This window comes from Halovulum sp. GXIMD14794 (assembly GCF_054457455.1).
The window spans coordinates 238,787-258,375 of record NZ_JBTLNF010000009.1 but is presented as its reverse complement, the minus strand read 5'-3'; the positions used below and the strand labels follow the sequence as shown (position 1 = coordinate 258,375).

Below are 19,589 nucleotides of genomic sequence, written 5' to 3'. Positions count from 1 at the left end.
AGGTCTAGAGTGCGCGGATCCGCGCCCGACCGCCGTTGTCTGCCATCTGGTTGATCACCAGTTCCCAGACCGCCCAGACCAGCGCATCCAGCCGGTCGGGACTGCCCTGCCCTTTGTAGCCGGTACGTGTCATCTGGGTCATCTGATCCTCGAGCTCGGGGAACCCGCCCACGTGATGCACGCGACCCTGCTCGTAAAGGGCCGCCACCGGCTCGGCGCGCACCGATTTCCCGTTCTTTGCGCGCAGCTTGCTGTAGGATACGTTCGGGTCGATCCCTCGCAGCACGGTCTCGACCAGGTCACCGCCCTGGTTCACCTCGGCCACGACCCGGTCCACGTTCCAGTTCTCTGCCACGGACAGCGCGCACTTGGCCCATTCGCTCGGCCCCGCGCCCCGGATCGAGGCATCGTCCAGAACATAGACCTTCCAGTCGCCCGGCTCGTCCTGCGTAACCGCACCCGCGACGACGATTCCGCAGGCGTCAGAGTTCTTGCCCTTGGTTACGTTCGGGTCGATCGCCAGCACGATCCGGTCCAGCGGAGGCACCTCACGCACCCGGCCATCGTCCAGCATGTCCAGCGTCCAGAATGCGCCTTCGGTATCCTTGAGCAACTCGCCGTCCAGCTCCTGCCGGCCTAGCCGGCTGCCGCGATACTTGGCGGTGATCTTCTCGAGGAAACTTGCGGCCAGCCACGCGCGGTTCGCATCCGTGGGAGCGGCCGTCCGAACCGTGGTCGGCTCTTCGAGCAGGTCCCTCAGGATTTGCGTGTTGCGTGGCGTGGTGGTGACCACCTGCCTCGGATCGTCGCCCAGCCGCAGGCAGAACTGCAGCATGTCCCAGGTCTCTTCGGCCTTCTTCCATTTTGCCAGCTCGTCGCACCAGGCGGCGTCGAACTGCGGGCCCCTCAAAGCCTCGGGATCGGCCGCCGAGAAGCCTTGCGCCTCGGCCCCGTTCGGCCAGACCAGCTTGCGTTTGCTGGCCAGCCACTCGGGCCTCCGATCGGGGGGCGAACAGGCCAGGATCCCGCTGTCGCCCTGGATCATCACGTCGCGCACCTGGTCATAGGTCTGGCCCACCAGCGCCACCCGGCGCGCCTTGCCCGGCGCATCCGGCGTGGGGCCCTCGACCTGAGCGCGGACCCACTCGGCCCCGGTCCGGGTCTTGCCCGCACCGCGCCCACCCAGAACCACCCAGGTCGTCCAGTCGCCTTCGGGCGGCAGCTGGTGGTTCACGTGCGCCCAGTGCTCGAACAGGTACGGCAGCGCGGCGACAGCGTTGTCACTCAGGCTGTCCAGAAAGTCCTCGACCTCCGAAGCGCTCGCGGAGCCGAGCAAGTCGGTCACGGATTTCATTTCGAGCCGCCTCAAGATCGATCCGGCCCGCAGCGATGGAATTTCCGATCGTGTCAATTGAACCCTCGATCTCGAAAACGGACTGCAACTGCTTGATATGCGCGCGGAACAGATCCTGGCGGTGCCGTGCCTCGGCGGCAGTTTCCTCACCCGATTCCAGACGGCTCAGAGAGTCCTGCAACGCCCGGAAGATCCGGCCATAGACGGTGCGCGCGGCAGCAAGCCGCCCGCCGTCCGGCATCTCGCCGGAAAGCGTCCCTTCGGTCATGCGACATCCATTCGTTGAGGTGTGGGACCGGACCAAAAGAAAACGCGGCCGCCGTTTCGGGCGCCGCGTTCGCAATTCATCCAGTATGCCTAGAGGTATACCCGAGAGCGTGCGGTTCGTCAAGATGCAATTTCAGGTTGCATCGAAAATTCTGCCTACTGGCTCGCCTCCAGCGCGCGGTAGTTGGCCACGTTGCGATTGTGCTCGTCCAGCGTCCGGGCAAACGCATGCCCGCCGGTACCGTCCGCAACGAAGAACAGGAAGTCCGTCTCATCCGGCGAGGCCGCGGCCATCAGCGCCGCGCGACCAGGATTCGCAATCGGTCCCGGCGGCAACCCGTCCACCTGGTAAGTATTGTATACCACCGACCCGTGCAGCCGCGCCTCTGTCTGTCCATTGATGTCCGCCCGCGAGATCGGCCGCTCCATCGGCTCTCCGCCCCGGGTGATCCCGTAGATGATCGTCGGGTCGGTCTGTAGCCGCATGCCCTGGTTCAAGCGGTTCACGAAGACGGCCGAGACGCGGCCCCGCTCGTCCGGAACACCGGTCTCTTTCTCGATGATCGAGGCGAGGATCAGCAGCTCTTCCGGACTTTCGATCGGCAGGTCGGCGTCGCGCGCCTCCCAGGCCTCGGCCAGCCGGGCCTCCTGCGCAGCGCGCATACGCCCAACCAGTTCCTCGCGGCTGGCATCGCGGGTGATCTCGTAGGTGTCCGGGGCCAGCATCCCCTCGGCCGGGGCTTCGGCGATCTCTCCGGTCAGATAGGGCACTTCGCCCAGGCCCACCAGAACATCGCGCACGGTCAGCCCCTCGGCGACCGAGACGCGCATCTGCACAGCCTCGCCCTGCTCGATCTGAGCATCGACCAGTTCCAGCCCCTCGGCCAGTTCCAGCGTCTCGTTGGAATTTTCGCCCGAGGCATCGCGCACCCGCAGCCGCGTTCCGCGGTTGTTGACGACAAAAGTGGCCTGAAAACAGGCCTGTGAGCCACGTGCAGTCGTCACCCGCTCCAGGATCTCTTCCATCGTGGCGCCGGCGGGCAGCGCATAGCAGCCCAGTTTCAGCGAATCGTCCGCGCCCTGCATCCGCGCAGCGATGCGGAAGATCAGCGGGTTCGAGATTGCCCCCGTTTCCTCCAGTTCCGCCGAGACACGGCGCAGGTTCGCACCGGGCGGAACCTCGATCACCGTGTCTTCGGTCAGCGGGCCGGGGCCTGCGAACTGGCCCCGCCCCCATTCCAACAGGCCGATCGCCATCACCAAGGCGACGATCAGCAGGGTGATACCGTTCGCGGCCAGATGGCGCGCCATGAAGGCCTCCTCAGACGCGGGACAGGATCAGCGAGGCGTTCGTGCCTCCGAAGCCGAACGAGTTCGACATCACGTTGTCGATCTTCCGCTCGCGCGCGGCGTTCGGCGCCAGGTCGACTACAGTCTCCTCGGCGGGCTCATCCAGGTTGATCGTCGGCGGGGCAACCTGGTCACGCAGCGCCAGCACGCAGAAGATCGCCTCGACCGCACCGGCAGCGCCGAGCAGGTGGCCGATGGACGACTTGGTCGAGGACATGGTCAGCTCTGCCGCATGATTGCCCATCACCTCGGTCACACCGGCCAGTTCGATCACGTCGGCCATGGTCGAGGTGCCATGCGCGTTCACGTAATCAATATCGCCCGGGTTCAGCCCGGCGCGCGCCATTGCGGCGCGCATCGCCCGCTTGGCACCATCGCCGTCCGAGGCGGGCGCGGTCACGTGGTAAGCGTCGCCCGACAGGCCATAGCCGGTCACTTCGGCGTAGATCTTCGCGCCGCGCGCCTTGGCGTGTTCGTATTCCTCGAGGACTACGATGCCCGCGCCCTCGCCCATCACGAACCCGTCGCGATCCTTGTCCCAGGGCCGCGAGGCATTGGCAGGATCGTCGCGCCGCTTCGTGGACAGCGCCTTGCAGGCGTTGAACCCGGCGATACCCAGCTCGTTGATGGCGCTTTCCGCACCGCCCGCGATCATCACGTCGGCATCGTCCAGCATGATCAACCGGGCCGCATCCCCAATGGCGTGCGCGCCGGTGGCACAGGCGGTCACGACCGAGTGGTTCGGCCCGCGGAAACCGTATTTGATCGAGATCTGCCCCGAGACCAGGTTGATCAGCGCCGCTGGCACGAAGAACGGCGACACGCGGCGCGGCCCCTTCTCGACCAGCGTCTTGGAGTTCTCGTGGATCGTACCCAGCCCGCCGATACCCGAACCGACCAGCACGCCGGTCCGCTCCTGCGCGCGCTCGTCCTCGGGCGTCCAACCGGCGTCCTTCACCGCCATCTCGGCGGCAGCTATGCCGAACAGGATGAACGGATCGACCTTGCGCTGGTCCTTGGGCGACAGCCAGTCGTCCGCGTTGAATGTGCCGTCCGAGCCGTCGCCCACCGGTACTTCACAGGCATAGTTCGTGGCCAGATGCTCGGCGTCGAACTGCTTGATGGTGCCAGCGGCGCTCTGCCCTTTCAGCAGCCGCGACCAGGTCTCCTCAACCCCGCACGCCAGCGGAGACACCATCCCAAGGCCCGTTACCACGACACGACGCATGACTGCTCCTGTTCGTTCTTTTGAATGTTTGCTCTGCTTACCCGAGCGCGCCAATTGCGGCAAGCGACCCGGCTTCGCCGCTCATATAGGGGCGGAAAAGCAAGAAGGCACCCGCTGGGGGCGCCTTCCGCAAGAAACTGCCTGTGAAGGCGTCGATCAGTTCGCGCTCTCGATGAACTTCACCGCGTCGCCGAAGGTCTGGATGGTTTCGGCGGCATCGTCGGGGATCTCGATCCCGAACTCTTCCTCGAAGGCCATGACCAGCTCGACGGTGTCGAGGCTGTCGGCGCCCAGGTCGTCGATGAACGAGGCGTTCTCGGTCACCTTGTCCTCGTCAACGCTCAGGTGCTCGACCACGATTTTCTTCACGCGCTCTGCGACGTCGCTCATTGGTTCTTCCTCATGTATCCGGCCCCTAGATACGGGCACTTAGTCTGTTGTCCCTATCGGCCTTTCGGGCCGCGGGGCGGAACCATGCCCCAATGGGCAGAGCCGCTCGCGACCGCTCCGCCAATTACCGGGGCGCTATACCACACTCTTCCGGGATGGCAAATGCAAATGCAAAGGTTGAATCCGCGTCCCGTTTTACTTCCTCAACGGCAATAAAGTGCCGTCAAATCATGGCCATGCCGCCGTTCACATGCAGCGTCTGACCAGTAACGTAACCTGCCTCGTCCGACGCAAGATAGACGGTCGCGGCAGCTATATCGCTGCTTTCGCCCATGCGCCCGGCGGGGATCGCGCCCAGCAGTTTTTCCTTCTGCGCGTCGCCCAGCTTGTCGGTCATCGCGGTGGTGATGAAGCCCGGCGCGATGCAGTTCACGGTGACGCCGCGGCTCGCCACTTCAGCGGCCAGCGACTTCGACATGCCGACCATCCCCGCCTTCGAGGCGGCGTAGTTGCCCTGCCCCGGGTTGCCAGTGGTACCGACGATCGAGCTGATGTTGATGATCCGCCCCGAGCGCGCCTTCATCATGCCGCGCAGGACGCCCCGACACAGCCGCATGGTCGAGGTCAGGTTCACCTCGATCACTTGCGCCCACTCTTCGTCGGACATGCGCATGAAGAGGTTGTCCCTGGTGATCCCGGCGTTGTTCACCAGGATATCCAGCCCGCCCATCGCCTCGACAGCCTGCTTGGGCAGCGCCTCGACGGCTTCGGCGTCGGACAGGTTGCAGGGCAGCACGTGTACCCGCTCGCCCAGTTCGGCGGCCAGCGCCTCCAGCGGCTCGGTCCGGGTGCCGGACAGGCCGACGGTCGCACCCTGCACGTGCAGCGCGCGGGCGATGGCGCCGCCGATGCCGCCCGAAGCGCCGGTCACCAGCGCGGTCTTGCCGGTCAGATCAAACATCAATTCTCTCCTGCCAGGTTCTTCGCATCCGCGGCGGTGTTGACCGCACGCAGGTTGGCCTCCTTGGCGATCCGGCGGATCATTCCGCTCAGCGCCTTGCCGGCCCCGATCTCGACGAACTCGTCGACGCCGTTCGCGGCCATCCATTCCACGCTCTCACGCCAACGCACCGAGCCCGTGACCTGCTGCACCAGCAACTCGCGGATCCGCGCAGCATCCGTGACCGCCTGCGCCTCGACATTCGCAACAAGCGGCACTTTCGGGTCGCGGATATCGGCCTCGGCCAGAGCGGCGGCCATGACATCGGCGGCGGGCTGCATCAGCGCACAGTGGAACGGCGCGCTCACGGGCAGCAGCAGTGCCCGCTTGGCGCCCTTGTCCTTGGCCATGCCGACGGCACGTTCGACCGCCTCGCGGTTACCCGAGATCACGACCTGCGACGGATCGTTGTCGTTCGCAGCGCTCAGCACCTGCCCCTCGGCGGCCTCGGCGGCCAGCGCCTGAACGCCCGCAAGATCCAGCCCCAGGACGGCGGCCATCGCGCCCTCGCCCACCGGCACCGCCTCCTGCATCGCGCGCCCGCGCGTGCGCAGGAGTTTAGCGGTATCCGTCACGCTCAGCGCTCCGGCCGCGCATAGCGCCGAGTATTCGCCCAGCGAATGCCCGGCGACATAGGCCGCGCTTTCGATGCCGATGCCCTCGGCCTCAAGCGCCCGCATCGCTGCGATCGAGGTCGCCATCAGCGCCGGCTGCGCATTGGCGGTCAGGGTCAGCGTCTCGATGTCGCCGTCCCAGATCAGGGCCGACAGCTTCTCGCCCAGCGCCTCGTCGACCTCGTCGAATACCGCTTTCGCAGCCGGATAGGCGTCGGCCAGGTCCTTGCCCATGCCGATGGTCTGGGCACCCTGGCCCGGAAACACAAACGCGCGCGTCATTCCCCGCTCCGTATAAGGTTGTCTTTTCGTTGACTGCCCGTCTAACCCGACCATCCCCCCGCGTCCAGCAATCCACACGCCCTTTACGCTTGCATTTCTCCGGGTTTTGCGTAGAACGCGCAGACCTCCGCATTTACGAACCGCGTTGCCCCTCGTATGCCGGGCGGAGGCTTGACCCCGGCATTTTGAAGCGCGCCTGGAAATGGTGAAAAGAATGGCTCTCTACGAGCACGTCTTTATCGCGCGTCAGGACCTGTCCAACGCGCAGGCCGAAGGCCTCATCGAGCACTTCGGCCAGGTCCTCTCCGACCAGGGTGGCAAGGTCGTCGGCACCGAATACTGGGGCCTGAAGACCATGGCCTACAAGATCAACAAGAACCGCAAGGGCCACTATGCCTTCGTGCGTTCGGACTCGCCCTCCGAGGCCGTGCAGGAAATGGAACGCCTGATGCGTCTGCACGACGACGTGATGCGCGTCATGACCATCAAGGTCGACGAGCACGAGGAAGGGCCGTCGGTGGTCCTGCAGGCGAAAGCCGCCAAGGACGAGCGTGGCCGCGGCCGCGACCGTGGCGACCGTCCGCGTCGCGACTGAAGGAAGGAGAGCTAAACAATGGCTGCCAAACCGTTTTTCCGCCGCCGCAAGTCCTGCCCCTTCTCCGGTGCCAACGCGCCGAAGATCGACTACAAGGACGTCAAGCTGCTGCAGCGCTACATCTCCGAGCGGGGCAAGATCGTTCCGTCGCGGATCACCGCCGTCTCGGCCAAGAAGCAGCGTGAGCTGGCCCGTGCGATCAAGCGCGCCCGCTTCCTGGCGCTTCTGCCCTACGCCGTGAAATAAGGAGGAGCTGACATGGACGTCGTACTTCTCGAACGCGTTGCCAAGCTCGGCCAGATGGGAGATGTCGTCTCCGTCAAGCAGGGCTATGCGCGCAACTTCCTGCTGCCGCAGGGCAAGGCGCTCCGCGCCACCGAAGCGAACATGAAGCGCTTCGAGGCCGAGCGTGCCCAGCTAGAAGCCCGCAATCTCGAAACGAAGACCGAAGCCGAAGCCCTGGCCCAGCGCCTGGACGGCCAGACCTTCATCGTGATTCGCTCGGCATCGGATTCGGGCGCGCTATACGGCTCGGTCACCACCCGTGACATCGCCGACGCCGCCACCGAAGCCGGCTTCTCGCTGGATCGCCGCCAGGTCCACCAGGACCGTCCGGTGAAGGAACTTGGTCTGCATAAGACCCAGGTCATCCTGCACCCCGAGGTCGAGATCGAGATCACCGTCAACGTCGCCCGCTCGCTAGAGGAAGCCGAGTTGCAGGCGTCGGGCAAGTCGATCCAGGATCTGCAGGCCGAGGAAGACGCCGCCGCCGAATTCGACATCGCCGAGCTGTTCGACGAAGTCGGTGCGGCTGCGCTGGACGACGAGGACACCGGCATCGTCGAGACGCCGGAAGATCGTGCCCGCGAGGACGACGAGCGCGACTGACCCGCGCCAATCGAACACCAGGACGGCCCGCGCTCCAGCGCGGGCCGTCCTGCGTTCAGCGGCAGGTTATCCCCGATATTCACATGCCGGGGATAACCTGAACCTGTGTTAATGACTTCGCTAAGCAGCCAAGAAAACGAGAGCAGTGATGGCAGACGGTACGGGCGGAATTGAAACCGAAGAACGGACGCATCCGCACAATATCGAAGCAGAGCAGGCACTTCTGGGGGCGTTGCTGGTCAATAACGAAGTTTATGACCGCATCGCCTCCATCATAAACGAATCGCATTTCTACGATCCGGTCCACGCCCGCATCTTCGAGATCGCGGCCGCACGGATCCAGAAGAACGCCCTCGCCTCGCCCGTCACGCTGAAAGCCTTCATGGAGGACGACCCGGGCCTGGCCGAGCTTGGCGGACCCGCGTATCTCGTCCGTCTTGCCGGCGCCGCGATCTCGGTCTTCGCCGCCCGCGACTATGCCCAGTTGATCTACGATCTGGCGATCCGCCGCGCGCTGATGGAGCTGGGAGACGAGATCACTCTGAAAGCCGCGACCGTCACCGCCGACAGCGAGCCGCGCGAACAGATCGTCGAGGCCGAGCAGCGGCTCTACAAGCTGGGCGAGCAGGGCAATGTCGAGTCCGGGTTCCAGAGCTTCCTGCGCGCCGTGACCGATGCGGTCAACGTGGCGAACGCCGCTTATCAGCGCGACGGCGGGCTTGCGGGGGTTTCGACCGGGCTGGTCGATCTCGACAAGAAACTCGGCGGTCTGCACCCGTCGGATCTTCTGATTCTCGCCGGGCGTCCGTCGATGGGGAAAACCTCGCTGGCGACGAACATCGCCTTCAACATCGCCAAGGTCTGGAAGAAGGGCCGCAAGGCGGACGGGTCGGAAGGCACGGTGAACGGCGGCATCGTCGGGTTCTACTCGCTCGAGATGTCGGCCGAACAGCTGGCCGCGCGTATCCTTTCGGAAGCTGCCGAAGTGCCCTCGGACGCGATCCGCAAGGGCATGCTGACCGAGGACGAGTTCCGCCGCTTCGTCGAGGCCGCAAAGTCTCTCGAGACCTGCCCGCTCTATATCGACGACACGCCTGCCCTGCCGATCAGCCAGCTGGCCGCCCGCGCAAGGCGGCTGAAGCGGCAGCATGGGCTCGACGTGCTGATCGTGGACTATCTTCAGCTGGTGCGCCCGGCCTCGTCCAAATCCGAGGGCCGCGTGAACGAGGTCTCCGAGATCACGCAGGGCCTGAAGGCTATCGCGAAGGAACTCAACATCCCGGTCATCGCGCTTTCGCAGCTCTCCCGCCAGGTCGAGAGCCGCGAGGACAAGCGTCCGCAGCTGTCCGACCTGCGCGAGTCAGGCTCGATCGAGCAGGATGCCGACGTGGTGATGTTCGTGTTCCGCGAGGAATACTACAAGGAGCGCGAGAAGCCGGGCGAACACGACGTCGAGTCGATGATGAAGTGGCAGGAGGAAATGAGCCGCCTGCACGGCAAGGCCGAGGTCATCATCGGTAAGCAGCGTCACGGCCCGATCGGCACGGTTGAGCTGTCCTTTGAAGGCAAGTTCACCCGCTTCGGCAACCTCGCCCGCGAGTACCAAACCGGAGGCGGCGGCGACTTCGGCTGAACCCTTTCCGCAGCTTGAAATCGAGCATGAAAATCGGGGGTTTCATCGTGAAAACCCCCTTAACCTCATGATATCGCAGACAGTTTGTTTGTAAAAGCTTCGTAAACGCCTGCGAATGCCCTCTCTACCGGGCGATCTGAAAGCCCGCCTGGGGCTCGAAAATCGCCTCGGGTTGGGCCGCGACCTCGCGCACCGAGGCGCCGCGCGGACCGTGTTCCATCTCGGCCAGAAGCGCCTTCACCGCATCCTCCGCCCCGATCAGAAGCGCCGCGACGGTGCCGTCGTCATTGTTGCGCACCCAGCCGCGCACCGATAGCGCCTGCGCCCGATCCTGCGTCCACGCCCGAAACCCGACGCCCTGAACCCTGCCGATCACGCGAACCCGCATGGCAATCTCGCTGTTGCTCTGCATGGCCACCCCCCTTTTGCCTCTGCTGTAGGTGAGTGTGGCGCAAGGACCGGGCGGATCAACCTCTACCAGCCGCCGAACCGGGGCCAGTGCTTCAACGCCGCGTCCGGACCCGCGGCCGGTATCACGTGATAGCAGTCATGCTGCGCGGCGGTGGCGCAGGCATGGCTCGGCAGGATCCGCAGCTTCGTGCCCAGCGGCAGGTCCGGCAGCGCCTCCGCTGAGCCCGCGCGCAAGGCGACAATCCCGTGCTCCTGGTTCGCCTGCGCTACGATCATGTCAGGCAGGAGCCGCCCATGCTCGTCGCAGACCATGCCGTAGCCCTGATCGACCGCTTGCGCTGCTGTGCCCCGGTCGCGCGACATCGCCATCCACCCGGCATCGATCAGCACCCAGCCCCGCGCCTTCTGGTGGCCTATCACCGTGGTCAGCACCGAGAGCGCCAGTTGCTCGGGCGTGCAGACGCCGATGCCCGCCATGACCAGATCCTGGAACACATAGACGCCTGCGCGCAGTTCGGTCACGCCAGTCAGGTCGCACGCCGCATGGGCCGTCGGGGTCGAACCGACGCTCACCACCGGGCACGGCAGGCCGGCCCCGCGCAGCGTTTCGGCGGCGCCCACGGCCGCTGCGCGCTCGGTCTCGGCGAAGTCTGCGTGCGCCGCCTCGCCCGTCACGTTGTAGCTTTCGCCCGCATGGGTCACGACACCGCGCAGACAGCCAGACATGTGCAGGATCCTCCCCACCTCCGGCAGCGCGGGATCGTCGGCACGCAGTCCACCGCGATGGCCGTCGCTATCGATCTCGATCAACGCGGGCACGTCCGCTTCCGCCACCGCGTGCGCCTGCTCCACGCTATCAAGGATCACCGTCAGATCGCAGCCCGCTTCGCGCAGCGCCTGCACGCGCGGCAGCTTGTCCGGTGAAACCCCGACCGCATAGAGAATGTCGCGCACTCCGGCCTCGAAGAAGACCTCGGCCTCCCGCAGGGTCGAGACCGTGGCGGGGCCGTCCGCGCCCAGCAGGCGGCGGGCGACGTCTACCGATTTCGCGGTCTTCAGATGCGGGCGCAGCACCACGCCCAGCGCCTTTGCCCGTTCCGCCAGCCGGTCGATGTTGGCCTGCATCTTTGCCTCGTCCAGCAGCAGGCAGGGCGTTTGCAGGGCGGCGAGGCGCGGGTCGGCAGGCATGGCGATCCTTTCGGCTTTGTCACAAGGGCTGCGCGGAAATCGCGCCTTGCGCCCCGGGCGCAAACTCGCACACTGCCCGCGAGCAGCAAGACCGAAAAGACGAGACGGAGCCGCCGGTGCCCGCAGGAACACTCACCATCGACCTTTCCGCCATTGTGGCCAACTGGCGGGCGCTGGACGCGCTGTCCTCGGGACGGACCGGCGCCGTGGTCAAGGCCGATGCCTACGGGCTGGGTGTCGCCCGCGTCGCCCCGGCGCTGGCCGAGGCGGGCGCGCGCAACTTCTTCGTCGCCCTCCCGCAGGAGGCCGCCGCGCTGCGCCGTGCGCTGGGTCCCGGCCCCGAGATCTGGGTCTTCGGCGGGCTGATGCCCGGTCAGGCCGAGGTGCTGCGCGGAGCCGATGCCTGGCCGCTGCTGAACTCTTTGGAACAGGCCGCCGCCTTCCGCGAACTGCTGGCGGGCACGCCGTGCGGGCTGCAGCTCGACAGCGGCATGAACCGGCTGGGGCTGGAGCCCGAGGATCTGGCGGCGCTTGACCTTTCCGGGCTGGACCTGCGGCTGGTGACCAGCCACCTGGCCTGTGCCGACACGCCCGAGCATCCGCAGAACACGGCGCAGCTCGAGACATTCCGGCGCATGACCGAGGGGCTCGGCGCCGTCCCGCGCTCGCTGGCAGCGACGGGCGGGACGGTGATGGGCGCGGCCTATCACTTCGACCTGACCCGGCCCGGCGTCGGGCTTTATGGCGGGCTGCCCTTCGCGGGCGCGCGCCCAGTCGTGACGCTGGATCTGCCGGTGATCCAGGTCCGCACCGTCAAAGCGGGAGAGAGCGTCGGCTACGGCGCGGCCCATGTCGCCGATGCCGAAACCCGGGTGGCGACGCTGGCCGCGGGCTATGCCGACGGGCTGCACCGAGCGCTTGGGCGCGGGGTGAACTACTGGGCGGACGACGTGCCCTGCCCCGGTCTGGGCCGGATCTCGATGGACCTGGTGACAGTGGACGTGACGCATCTCGACAAAGTGCCGGAGAGCTTGCAACTGCTGGGTCGGCACCAGGGCATCGACGCCGTGGCCGAGGTCGCGGGAACCATCGGTTACGAGGTGCTTACCAGCCTTGGCCCCCGCTTCGATCGCGTCTACAAGGGCGCGGCGTGAACAGGCGGAAGGCAAATACATGGCCGTGATCGGCATCATCGACGATTTCCTGGCCTCGATCGGCCGCTCGGTCATCGAGCTTTGCCGGTCCATGGGCCGGATCGTGATCTTCCTGGCGCTGGTGCTGAGCCATGTGGTGCGTCCGCCGATCTACCTGCGCGAGCTGGGCATCCAGATGCTGCGCATCGGGTATTTCTCGCTGCCCGTGGTCGGCCTGACGACTCTCTTCACCGGCGGCGCGCTGGCGCTACAGATCTACGCCGGCGGCGCGCGGTTCAGCGCCGAGTCGGTGGTGCCCTCGATCGTCGCCATCGGCATCGTGCGCGAACTCGGCCCGGTGCTGGGCGGTTTGATGGTCGCGGGCCGGGTTTCGGCCTCGATCGCGGCAGAGCTCGGCACCATGCGCGTGACCGAGCAGATCGACGCGCTGACGACGCTCTCCACCAACCCGATCAAGTACCTGGTGGTGCCGCGCGTGGTCGCCGCGACGCTGACCGTGCCGATGCTTGTGCTGGTCGGCGACATCATCGGCATCCTAGGCGGCTACGCGGTCGGCGTGACACGGCTCGACTTCTCGGGGGCGAACTACATCAAGGTGACGATGGACTTCCTCGAGACCTGGGACGTGCTCTCGGGCCTGGTGAAGGCCGCCGCCTTCGGCTTCATCGTGGCGCTGATGGGCTGCTATCACGGCTACAATTCCGGGCGCGGCGCGCAGGGCGTGGGCCAGGCGACGACCAACGCCGTGGTCACCGCCTCGATCCTGATCCTCGCCGCCAATTACGTCCTGACCGAGGTGTTCTTCTCCGCATGACGACTCCCAAGATCTCGCTCCAGGACGTCCACAAGGCGTTCGGTTCCAAGGAAGTGCTGCGCGGGGTGACGCTGGACGTCGCGCCGGGCGAGAGCATGGTGATCATCGGCGGCTCTGGCACGGGCAAGTCGGTGACGATCAAGTGCGTGCTGGGACTGGTGCAGCCCGACAGGGGCGAAATCCTGATCGACGGCACGCCAGCGGGGCGGGACCGTGACGCGTTCCTGGCGCGCTTCGGGATGCTGTTCCAGGGCGGCGCCCTCTTCGATAGTCTTACGGTCTGGCAGAACGTCGCCTTCCGCCTGATCCGCGGCAAACACAAGATGAAGCGCGCCGAGGCCCGCGAGGTCGCGATCGAGAAACTGCGCCGCGTCGGGCTGAACCCGGACGTGGCGGACCTCTACCCGGCAGAGCTGTCCGGCGGCATGCAGAAACGCGTCGGCCTCGCCCGCGCGATCGCCGCCGAGCCCGAGATCATCTTTTTCGACGAGCCGACGACGGGCCTCGATCCGATCATGTCCGGCGTCATCAACGAGCTGATCCGCGAGATCGTGGTCGAGATGGGCGCGACCGCCGTCACCATCACCCACGACATGACCTCCGTTCGCGCGATCGCCGACAAGGTCGCGATGCTCCACGCCGGCAAGGTGCGCTGGACCGGCCCGGTCGGGCAGATGGAAAGCTCGGGCGATCCCTACCTGACGCAGTTCATCACCGGCAGCGCCGAAGGCCCGATCGAGGCGGTGCGCTAGGAAGATGCCGGCCCGGGACGCGCAAACCGCCGCACCGGGCGCCTCAGCGCCCGGCGGGCGGCGGGGGCTCGATGCCCCCGGCGGACGCGGCCCCGGCGTGTTGCCGTGGATCAACCTAGCACTGCTGGTCCTTTTCCCCGTCGCCTGGATCGCGCCCCTCGCCCGCGCGGGGCTGCTGCCCTTCTTCAATCTCGACGAAATCTCGGTACTGACAGGCGTGCAGGCGCTTTGGGGCAAGGACCGGGCGCTCGCCATGCTCGTCGCCCTTTTCGCCATGCTCGCGCCGATCCTCAAGACGATCTGGCTTGCGCTGATCCACTTCAATGCGCTTAAGCCCCGTGCCTACTGGCTGCTCGAGATCCTCTCGAAACTCGCCATGGCGGATGTCTTCCTGATCGCGGTCTACATCGTCATCGCCAAGGGCGTCGGCGTGGGCCGGGTCGAGACCGCCTGGGGCCTCTGGCTCTTCACCGCCTGCGTGCTGGCCTCGATGGCCGTCACCTACCTGACCAAGAGGGGCTCATGGACCAGATCGTCGAACTCCTGATCGGCATTCTCGGCGGCGCCGGCATCTTCGCCGCGACCCTGTTCTCGGCGGTTCAGGCCTACCGGCAGCCCGGCCGGCTGCGCAAGGCGCATGTCGCTGCCGGGCTGCTGACCGTGCTGGCTATGGCGTGCCTGTCGGCCTCGCTCTGGACGCTGGCGCAGGTCACCGGCGCCGCACTGATCCTCGCCGCCCTCGCCGCGCTGGTCTTCGAGCGCGGCTGGAACCGGCTGCTGCCGGTCTTCCACATCCTCTTCGGCGCGGCTCTGCTTGCCCGCATCCCCTTCGGCGGCTAGACCGGCGCAATGGCAAAGACCCCCCGTTTCGTCTGTTCGAACTGCGGAGCGCGGCACCAGAAATGGGCCGGACGCTGCGACAATTGCGGCGAGTGGAACACGATCTCCGAGGACGAGCCGCTGGAGACCGGCCCCCGCGCCACCGCCGGCGGCCGCGCGGTCGCACTCGGCCCGCTCAGCGCCGAGGACAAACCGCTCGAGCGCCTGCCCTCGGGGATCGGAGAACTGAACCGCGTGCTTGGCGGCGGCCTCGTCCCGGCCTCCGCAATCCTTGTCGGTGGCGACCCCGGGATCGGCAAGTCGACCCTGTTGTTGCAGGCGGCGGCGGATTTCGCGCAGCGCGGCGCGCAGGTCGTCTACATCACCGGCGAAGAGGCCGCCGCACAGGTCCGGATGCGCGCCAGCCGCCTCGGCCTGTCGGACGCGCCTCTGCAACTGGCCTCCGAGACCAATCTGCGCGACATCATCGCGACCCTCGACAAGACCCGGCCCACGCTTGCGATCATCGATTCGATCCAGACCATGTGGTCCGACCAGATCGGCTCGGCCCCCGGCTCGGTTTCACAGGTGCGGGCGGCTGCACATGACCTGACCAGTTTCGCCAAGCGCCGGGATGTCAGCGTGGTACTCGTCGGCCATGTCACCAAGGACGGCCAGATCGCCGGCCCCCGCGTGGTCGAGCACATGGTCGACACCGTGCTCTATTTCGAGGGCGAGCGCGGCCACCAGTTCCGCATCCTGCGCGCGGTGAAGAACCGCTTCGGCCCGGCGGACGAGATCGGCGTCTTCGAGATGACCGGCCGCGGCCTCTCGGAAGTCGCCAACCCGTCCGAGCTGTTCCTCTCGGACCGCGAGACCCGGACCCCCGGCGCAGTGGTCTTCGCAGGGATAGAGGGCACCCGCCCTGTCCTGGTCGAGATCCAGGCCCTTGTGGCGGCCTCGCCGCTAGCCACCCCGCGCCGGTCGGTCGTGGGCTGGGACGGCGCACGCCTGTCGATGATCCTCGCCGTACTCGAAGCCCGCTGCGGGCTCAGCTTCGGCGGCTACGACGTCTACCTGAACGTTGCCGGCGGCCTGCGCATCAGCGAGCCCGCGGCCGACCTTGCCGTCGCGGCAGCCCTTGTCTCGGCCCGCGAGGACAAGGCCCTGCCGTCCGATGCGGCGGTCTTCGGAGAGATCAGCCTCTCCGGCGGCCTGCGCCCGGTTTCGCAGGCCGATGCACGCCTGCGCGAGGCGCACAAGCTGGGATTCGCCCAGGCCTTCACCCCCTCGGGGCTGAAGTTCCTGGAAGCCACACCGTTGAAGATACAGCAATCGGAAAGCCTTAGGGGCTTTATCGAAAGCGTCTTTGGTGCCATAGAGGCCTGAAAACACCCGCTGAGAGGACGTCGGATGGAAGGATTTACGCTCGTAGACGGCGGCGTGCTGTTTGTGCTGGCCGTCTCGGCCCTGCTCGCCTATTCGCGCGGTTTCATACGCGAAGTGCTGTCGATCGTCGGATGGGTCGTGGCCGCAGTCGCCGCGTTCGTCTTCGCTCCGGATGTCGAGCCGTTGATGGCCGAGATCCCCGTCGTCAGCGACGTGATCGGCGCGAACTGCGAACTCGGGATGATCGCCGCCTTCGGCATCGTCTTCGTCGGCGCGCTCATCATCGTCTCGATCTTTACCCCGCTGATCTCGGGTGCCGTGCAGAATTCCGCGCTCGGCCCGCTGGACCAGGGGCTCGGCTTTCTCTTCGGGATCGCGCGCGGTGCCCTGCTCGTGATCGTGGCCCTCATCGTCTACGACCAGCTGGTGGCCGAGGGCGAAGGCATTCCGATGGTCGAGGACAGCCGCACCGTGGAAATCCTGGGCCAGGCCCAGGCCGACCTGGCCGAGCAGCTGCCCGAGGACGCCCCCGCCTGGATCGCAGGCCGCTACGCCGAACTGACCCGTCCCTGCGGCGGCGAGCCCATCGAAGAGGCAGAAACGCCTGCCGAAGCGGCACCTGCCGAGGGTGAAGCGACCGAAAGCGACGCGGCCGGGCAATAATTCCCCGAGACCCCGTGACAATTCCGTGTCGGGCGCCTATACGGGCGCCCGACAGCGTTTTGCGGAGTGGACATGCCCGATAACGCCCGGTTCCCCGGTCATCCTTTCGACGACGACAAGCTGCATGAGGAATGCGGCATCTTCGGTGTGCTCGGCGTCGCCGACGCCGCCCAGTTCGTGGCGCTGGGGCTACACGCCCTCCAGCATCGCGGGCAGGAGGCAGGCGGCATCGTCACCTACGCCCCCGAGGTCGGTTTCGCCTCGGCCCGGCGATTCGGCTACGTGCGCGACAACTTCACCAACGCCTCGCTGATGGAGTCGCTTCCGGGCACCCTCGGCATAGGCCATGTGCGCTATTCGACCTCCGGCTCCAAGGGCCAGACGCAGATCCGCGACGTGCAGCCCCTGTTCGCCGAGTTCGCCATGGGCGGCTGCGCCATCGCGCACAACGGCAACATTACAAATGCCGAGGCGCTCAAGCGCGAACTGATCGAGCGCGGCTCGATCTTCCAGTCCTCCAGCGACACAGAATGCATCATCCACCTGATGGCGCGCTCGATCCAGCGCAACATTCCCGAGCGGATCAAGGACGCGCTGCGCCGGGTCGAGGGCGCATTTTCGATCGTCGCAATGACCCGCTCAAAGCTGATCGGCGTCCGTGACCCGCTGGGCGTGCGCCCGCTGATGCTGGGCCGTGTGGGCGAGGGCTATGTGTTGGCTTCAGAGACCTGCGCCTTCGACATCATCGGCGCCGAGTTCCTCCGCGAGGTCGAGCCGGGCGAGATGGTCCTGATCACTGCCGACGGCGTCGAGAGCTTTTTCCCGTTCGAGCGCCAGCGCCCCCGGTTCTGCGTCTTCGAGCACGTCTATTTCTCGCGTCCGGACAGCGTGATCGGCGGCAAGTCGGTCTATGAAACCCGCCGCCGCATCGGCGTCGAACTGGCGCGCGAGGCCCCGGTCGAGGCCGACCTCGTCTGCCCGGTTCCCGACAGCGGCACGCCCGCCGCGATCGGCTACAGCCAGGAATCGGGCATCCCCTACGCGATGGGGATCATTCGCAACCAGTATGTCGGGCGCACCTTCATCGAACCGGCCGAGCATATCCGCAACATGGGCGTCCGGCTGAAGCTGAACGTCAACCGCGCGCTCATCAAGGGCAAGCGCATCGTGCTGGTCGACGATTCGGTCGTGCGCGGCACCACCAGCCGCAAGATCAAGGAAATGATCCTCGATGCCGGTGCCAAGGAAGTACACTTCCGCATCGCCAGCCCGCCGACCCAGTGGCCCTGCTTCTACGGTGTCGACACACCCGAGAAGGAAAAGCTACTCGCCTCCACCATGACCGAAGAGCAGATGCGCCGCCACTTGGGCGTCGACAGTCTGCGCTTCGTCTCGCTCGATGGGCTCTACCGTGCCGCCGGCGAGAAGGACGGGCGCGATAACGCCAAGCCGCAGTATTGCGACGCCTGCTTCTCGGGCGACTATCCGGTCAGCCCGGCAGACATGATCGACCGGGGCTTCCAGCTGAAACGCAGCGCATGACCGACCTCGCGCAGGATCCACGCTGGCGACGGTTCACCGACGCCAGCTATACCTGCGCCTGCTGTGGCCAGGGCTTCGGCGGCCCGATGGACATCGGTTTCGGCAACCCGGCCGCCTGGCCCCACGGCCTGCGCGGCGAGCGCGAGGTGCTTGCCGTGGGCGGGGATCGCCTGACCGCCGACGGCTGCGAGTTGGGCGACAGCCGCTTCGTCCGCGCCGTCCTGATCCTGCCGATCGTCGGCGCGGGCGAGACCTTCGCCTACGGCCCCTGGGCCAGCGTGCACCCCGACAGTTTCGCGCCCGCTTTGACCGGCAATGGTTTCGAGGGCTGCTTCGCCTGGCTCGCCAACCGCCTGCCCGGCTGGGACACGGACACGCCCCTGCCTTGCAATCTCCTGCCGGGCACACCCGGCGAACGCCCACATCTCCAGGTCCACGCCTCCTCGGACCATCCGCTGGCCGAGGCGCAACGGGACGGCATCACCTTCGACCGGCTGCTGGACATCTACGCCGCCGCCGGACACGACCTCAGACCTCACCTGACGGATCCCCACTGAAACGCCCATGACAGACCAGACCATCGCCCTCGTCACCGGCGCGACGCGCGGCCTCGGCCACGCCACCGCGCTCGGCCTCGCCCGCCGCGGCGCACATGTCATCGCGCTCGCCCGGACCACCGGCGCGCTCGAGGAACTGGCGGACGCCATCGACAAGACCGACGGCAGCAGCACGCTTGTGCCGCTCGACGTGACGGATGACGGCGGGCTGGCGCGCATGTGCCGCGCGATCCACGACCGCTGGGGCCGGCTGGACCTGCTGGTGCACTGCGCGGCACACGCGGCCCCGCTCAGCGCCGTCGATCATGCCTCGGAAAAGGACTTCGACCGCTGCATGGCGGTGAACGCCCGCGCGACCCACAAGCTGATCGTGATGACCGCGCCGCTGCTGCGTGCGTCGCCTGATGGCCATGCGATCTTCATCACCGACGAGCGCGCCGGGCAGCCCTATTTCGGCGCCTATGGCGCCAGCAAGGCGGCGGCGAACGCGCTGGCGCAAAGCTGGCAAAAGGAATGCGAAAAGATCGGGCCGAAGGTCACACTCTTCCAGCCCGAGCCGATGCCGACCGGCCTGCGCGCCCGCTTCTTCCCCGGCGAGAACCGCGAGGCCCTGTCCGCGCCCGCCGACCAGGCCGAACGCCTGCTCGCACTGATTTGACACCGGACACGCACGCCAAACGGGCCCCGCCGACGGCGCAA

The 19,589-nt window shown here is 66.7% G+C and carries 23 protein-coding genes; 14 read left to right on the top strand and 9 right to left on the bottom strand.

From position 1 onward, the window contains the following. Positions 1–4: 4 nt before the first annotated feature. The 7 genes from ACW9UR_RS22020 to fabD form a co-directional block, all read right to left on the bottom strand. Entirely contained in the window at positions 5–1,354 is a 1,350-nt protein-coding gene (locus tag ACW9UR_RS22020; RefSeq protein WP_458919225.1) for a DNA-packaging protein, read from the bottom strand. Next, on the bottom strand, positions 1,281–1,622 hold the full coding sequence (locus ACW9UR_RS22015; protein ID WP_458919224.1) for a hypothetical protein: 342 nt from the start codon (positions 1,620–1,622) through the stop codon (positions 1,281–1,283). The genes ACW9UR_RS22020 and ACW9UR_RS22015 overlap by 74 nt, the downstream gene beginning before the upstream one ends. Positions 1,623–1,777: 155 nt before the next feature. Then, the gene (mltG, locus tag ACW9UR_RS22010; protein WP_458919223.1) at positions 1,778–2,932 is read right to left on the bottom strand and encodes an endolytic transglycosylase MltG; all 1,155 of its coding nucleotides are present in this window, start codon (positions 2,930–2,932) and stop codon (positions 1,778–1,780) included. Between the two features lie 10 nt (positions 2,933–2,942). After that, complete coding sequence (gene fabF / locus ACW9UR_RS22005; RefSeq protein ID WP_458919222.1) at positions 2,943–4,199, bottom strand: beta-ketoacyl-ACP synthase II; 1,257 nt, start codon at positions 4,197–4,199, stop codon at positions 2,943–2,945. 156 nt (positions 4,200–4,355) lie between these two features. After that, positions 4,356–4,589: an acyl carrier protein gene (locus tag ACW9UR_RS22000; RefSeq protein ID WP_458919221.1), complete on the bottom strand. Its 234-nt coding sequence runs from the start codon at positions 4,587–4,589 to the stop codon at positions 4,356–4,358. 223 nt (positions 4,590–4,812) lie between these two features. Further along, positions 4,813–5,550 carry a 3-oxoacyl-[acyl-carrier-protein] reductase gene (fabG, locus tag ACW9UR_RS21995; RefSeq protein ID WP_458919220.1) on the bottom strand — a complete coding sequence of 246 codons (738 nt, stop codon included), beginning with the start codon at positions 5,548–5,550 and terminating at the stop codon, positions 4,813–4,815. Beyond that, positions 5,550–6,485, bottom strand: coding sequence for an ACP S-malonyltransferase (gene fabD, locus ACW9UR_RS21990; RefSeq protein WP_458919219.1), 936 nt, complete (start codon positions 6,483–6,485; stop codon positions 5,550–5,552). The genes fabG and fabD overlap by 1 nt, the downstream gene beginning before the upstream one ends. Positions 6,486–6,699: 214 nt before the next feature. On the opposite strand from fabD, the gene rpsF reads away from it, so the two are divergent. The 4 genes from rpsF (at position 6,700) to ACW9UR_RS21970 (ending at position 9,601) form a co-directional block, all read left to right on the top strand. Then, positions 6,700–7,080: a 30S ribosomal protein S6 gene (gene rpsF / locus ACW9UR_RS21985; protein ID WP_458919218.1), complete on the top strand. Its 381-nt coding sequence runs from the start codon at positions 6,700–6,702 to the stop codon at positions 7,078–7,080. Between the two features lie 18 nt (positions 7,081–7,098). After that, positions 7,099–7,326, top strand: a complete 228-nt coding sequence (gene rpsR / locus ACW9UR_RS21980) for a 30S ribosomal protein S18 (protein WP_458919217.1) — start codon at positions 7,099–7,101, stop codon at positions 7,324–7,326. Positions 7,327–7,338: 12 nt separating this feature from the next. Continuing rightward, complete coding sequence (gene rplI / locus ACW9UR_RS21975) at positions 7,339–7,968, top strand: 50S ribosomal protein L9 (protein WP_458919216.1); 630 nt, start codon at positions 7,339–7,341, stop codon at positions 7,966–7,968. A gap of 148 nt (positions 7,969–8,116) precedes the next feature. Then, positions 8,117–9,601 (top strand): replicative DNA helicase, encoded by a 1,485-nt coding sequence (locus tag ACW9UR_RS21970; protein WP_458919215.1) that lies wholly within the window; start codon positions 8,117–8,119, stop codon positions 9,599–9,601. A 124-nt stretch (positions 9,602–9,725) separates the two neighbouring features. On the opposite strand, the gene ACW9UR_RS21965 is transcribed toward ACW9UR_RS21970, so the two are convergent. Then, entirely contained in the window at positions 9,726–10,013 is a 288-nt protein-coding gene (locus ACW9UR_RS21965; RefSeq protein ID WP_458919214.1) for an acylphosphatase, read from the bottom strand. A gap of 62 nt (positions 10,014–10,075) precedes the next feature. Beyond that, positions 10,076–11,200, bottom strand: a complete 1,125-nt coding sequence (locus ACW9UR_RS21960) for a DSD1 family PLP-dependent enzyme (RefSeq protein ID WP_458919213.1) — start codon at positions 11,198–11,200, stop codon at positions 10,076–10,078. A 116-nt stretch (positions 11,201–11,316) separates the two neighbouring features. Between ACW9UR_RS21960 and alr the strand changes: the two genes are divergently transcribed. The 10 genes from alr to ACW9UR_RS21910 all read left to right on the top strand — a co-directional run bounded on the left by alr (position 11,317) and on the right by ACW9UR_RS21910 (position 19,548). Beyond that, a complete protein-coding gene (gene alr, locus ACW9UR_RS21955; RefSeq protein WP_458919212.1) occupies positions 11,317–12,354 on the top strand; it encodes an alanine racemase in 1,038 nt (345 codons plus the stop codon). A 19-nt stretch (positions 12,355–12,373) separates the two neighbouring features. Further along, positions 12,374–13,168, top strand: coding sequence for an MlaE family ABC transporter permease (locus tag ACW9UR_RS21950; RefSeq protein ID WP_458919211.1), 795 nt, complete (start codon positions 12,374–12,376; stop codon positions 13,166–13,168). Continuing rightward, positions 13,165–13,920 (top strand): ABC transporter ATP-binding protein, encoded by a 756-nt coding sequence (locus ACW9UR_RS21945; RefSeq protein WP_458919210.1) that lies wholly within the window; start codon positions 13,165–13,167, stop codon positions 13,918–13,920. Before ACW9UR_RS21950 ends, ACW9UR_RS21945 begins: the two co-directional genes overlap by 4 nt. Positions 13,921–13,924: 4 nt before the next feature. After that, entirely contained in the window at positions 13,925–14,467 is a 543-nt protein-coding gene (locus tag ACW9UR_RS21940) for a paraquat-inducible protein A (RefSeq protein ID WP_458919209.1), read from the top strand. After that, positions 14,443–14,760, top strand: coding sequence for a hypothetical protein (locus ACW9UR_RS21935; RefSeq protein WP_458919208.1), 318 nt, complete (start codon positions 14,443–14,445; stop codon positions 14,758–14,760). Before ACW9UR_RS21940 ends, ACW9UR_RS21935 begins: the two co-directional genes overlap by 25 nt. Positions 14,761–14,769: 9 nt before the next feature. Further along, entirely contained in the window at positions 14,770–16,128 is a 1,359-nt protein-coding gene (gene radA / locus ACW9UR_RS21930; RefSeq protein WP_458919207.1) for a DNA repair protein RadA, read from the top strand. A gap of 24 nt (positions 16,129–16,152) precedes the next feature. Beyond that, complete coding sequence (locus tag ACW9UR_RS21925) at positions 16,153–16,791, top strand: CvpA family protein (protein ID WP_458919206.1); 639 nt, start codon at positions 16,153–16,155, stop codon at positions 16,789–16,791. A 72-nt stretch (positions 16,792–16,863) separates the two neighbouring features. Continuing rightward, positions 16,864–18,333, top strand: a complete 1,470-nt coding sequence (gene purF / locus ACW9UR_RS21920; protein WP_458919205.1) for an amidophosphoribosyltransferase — start codon at positions 16,864–16,866, stop codon at positions 18,331–18,333. Then, entirely contained in the window at positions 18,330–18,890 is a 561-nt protein-coding gene (locus ACW9UR_RS21915) for a DUF2199 domain-containing protein (protein WP_458919204.1), read from the top strand. Before purF ends, ACW9UR_RS21915 begins: the two co-directional genes overlap by 4 nt. 7 nt (positions 18,891–18,897) lie before the next feature. Next, entirely contained in the window at positions 18,898–19,548 is a 651-nt protein-coding gene (locus ACW9UR_RS21910) for an SDR family NAD(P)-dependent oxidoreductase (protein ID WP_458919203.1), read from the top strand. Positions 19,549–19,589: the final 41 nt, after the last annotated feature.

Bases quoted from the DNA above. Each gene is read 5' to 3' on its own strand.
- ACW9UR_RS22020 (WP_458919225.1), bottom strand. From the start codon at position 1,354: ATGAAATCCGTGACCGACTTGCTCGGCTCCGCGAGCGCTTCGGAGGTC.
- ACW9UR_RS22015 (WP_458919224.1), bottom strand. From the start codon at position 1,622: ATGACCGAAGGGACGCTTTCCGGCGAGATGCCGGACGGCGGGCGGCTT.
- mltG (WP_458919223.1), bottom strand. From the start codon at position 2,932: ATGGCGCGCCATCTGGCCGCGAACGGTATCACCCTGCTGATCGTCGCC.
- fabF (WP_458919222.1), bottom strand. From the start codon at position 4,199: ATGCGTCGTGTCGTGGTAACGGGCCTTGGGATGGTGTCTCCGCTGGCG.
- ACW9UR_RS22000 (WP_458919221.1), bottom strand. From the start codon at position 4,589: ATGAGCGACGTCGCAGAGCGCGTGAAGAAAATCGTGGTCGAGCACCTG.
- fabG (WP_458919220.1), bottom strand. From the start codon at position 5,550: ATGTTTGATCTGACCGGCAAGACCGCGCTGGTGACCGGCGCTTCGGGC.
- fabD (WP_458919219.1), bottom strand. From the start codon at position 6,485: ATGACGCGCGCGTTTGTGTTTCCGGGCCAGGGTGCCCAGACCATCGGC.
- rpsF (WP_458919218.1), top strand. From the start codon at position 6,700: ATGGCTCTCTACGAGCACGTCTTTATCGCGCGTCAGGACCTGTCCAAC.
- rpsR (WP_458919217.1), top strand. From the start codon at position 7,099: ATGGCTGCCAAACCGTTTTTCCGCCGCCGCAAGTCCTGCCCCTTCTCC.
- rplI (WP_458919216.1), top strand. From the start codon at position 7,339: ATGGACGTCGTACTTCTCGAACGCGTTGCCAAGCTCGGCCAGATGGGA.
- ACW9UR_RS21970 (WP_458919215.1), top strand. From the start codon at position 8,117: ATGGCAGACGGTACGGGCGGAATTGAAACCGAAGAACGGACGCATCCG.
- ACW9UR_RS21965 (WP_458919214.1), bottom strand. From the start codon at position 10,013: ATGCAGAGCAACAGCGAGATTGCCATGCGGGTTCGCGTGATCGGCAGG.
- ACW9UR_RS21960 (WP_458919213.1), bottom strand. From the start codon at position 11,200: ATGCCTGCCGACCCGCGCCTCGCCGCCCTGCAAACGCCCTGCCTGCTG.
- ACW9UR_RS21950 (WP_458919211.1), top strand. From the start codon at position 12,374: ATGGCCGTGATCGGCATCATCGACGATTTCCTGGCCTCGATCGGCCGC.
- ACW9UR_RS21945 (WP_458919210.1), top strand. From the start codon at position 13,165: ATGACGACTCCCAAGATCTCGCTCCAGGACGTCCACAAGGCGTTCGGT.
- ACW9UR_RS21940 (WP_458919209.1), top strand. From the start codon at position 13,925: ATGCCGGCCCGGGACGCGCAAACCGCCGCACCGGGCGCCTCAGCGCCC.
- ACW9UR_RS21935 (WP_458919208.1), top strand. From the start codon at position 14,443: ATGGACCAGATCGTCGAACTCCTGATCGGCATTCTCGGCGGCGCCGGC.
- radA (WP_458919207.1), top strand. From the start codon at position 14,770: ATGGCAAAGACCCCCCGTTTCGTCTGTTCGAACTGCGGAGCGCGGCAC.
- ACW9UR_RS21925 (WP_458919206.1), top strand. From the start codon at position 16,153: ATGGAAGGATTTACGCTCGTAGACGGCGGCGTGCTGTTTGTGCTGGCC.
- purF (WP_458919205.1), top strand. From the start codon at position 16,864: ATGCCCGATAACGCCCGGTTCCCCGGTCATCCTTTCGACGACGACAAG.
- ACW9UR_RS21915 (WP_458919204.1), top strand. From the start codon at position 18,330: ATGACCGACCTCGCGCAGGATCCACGCTGGCGACGGTTCACCGACGCC.
- ACW9UR_RS21910 (WP_458919203.1), top strand. From the start codon at position 18,898: ATGACAGACCAGACCATCGCCCTCGTCACCGGCGCGACGCGCGGCCTC.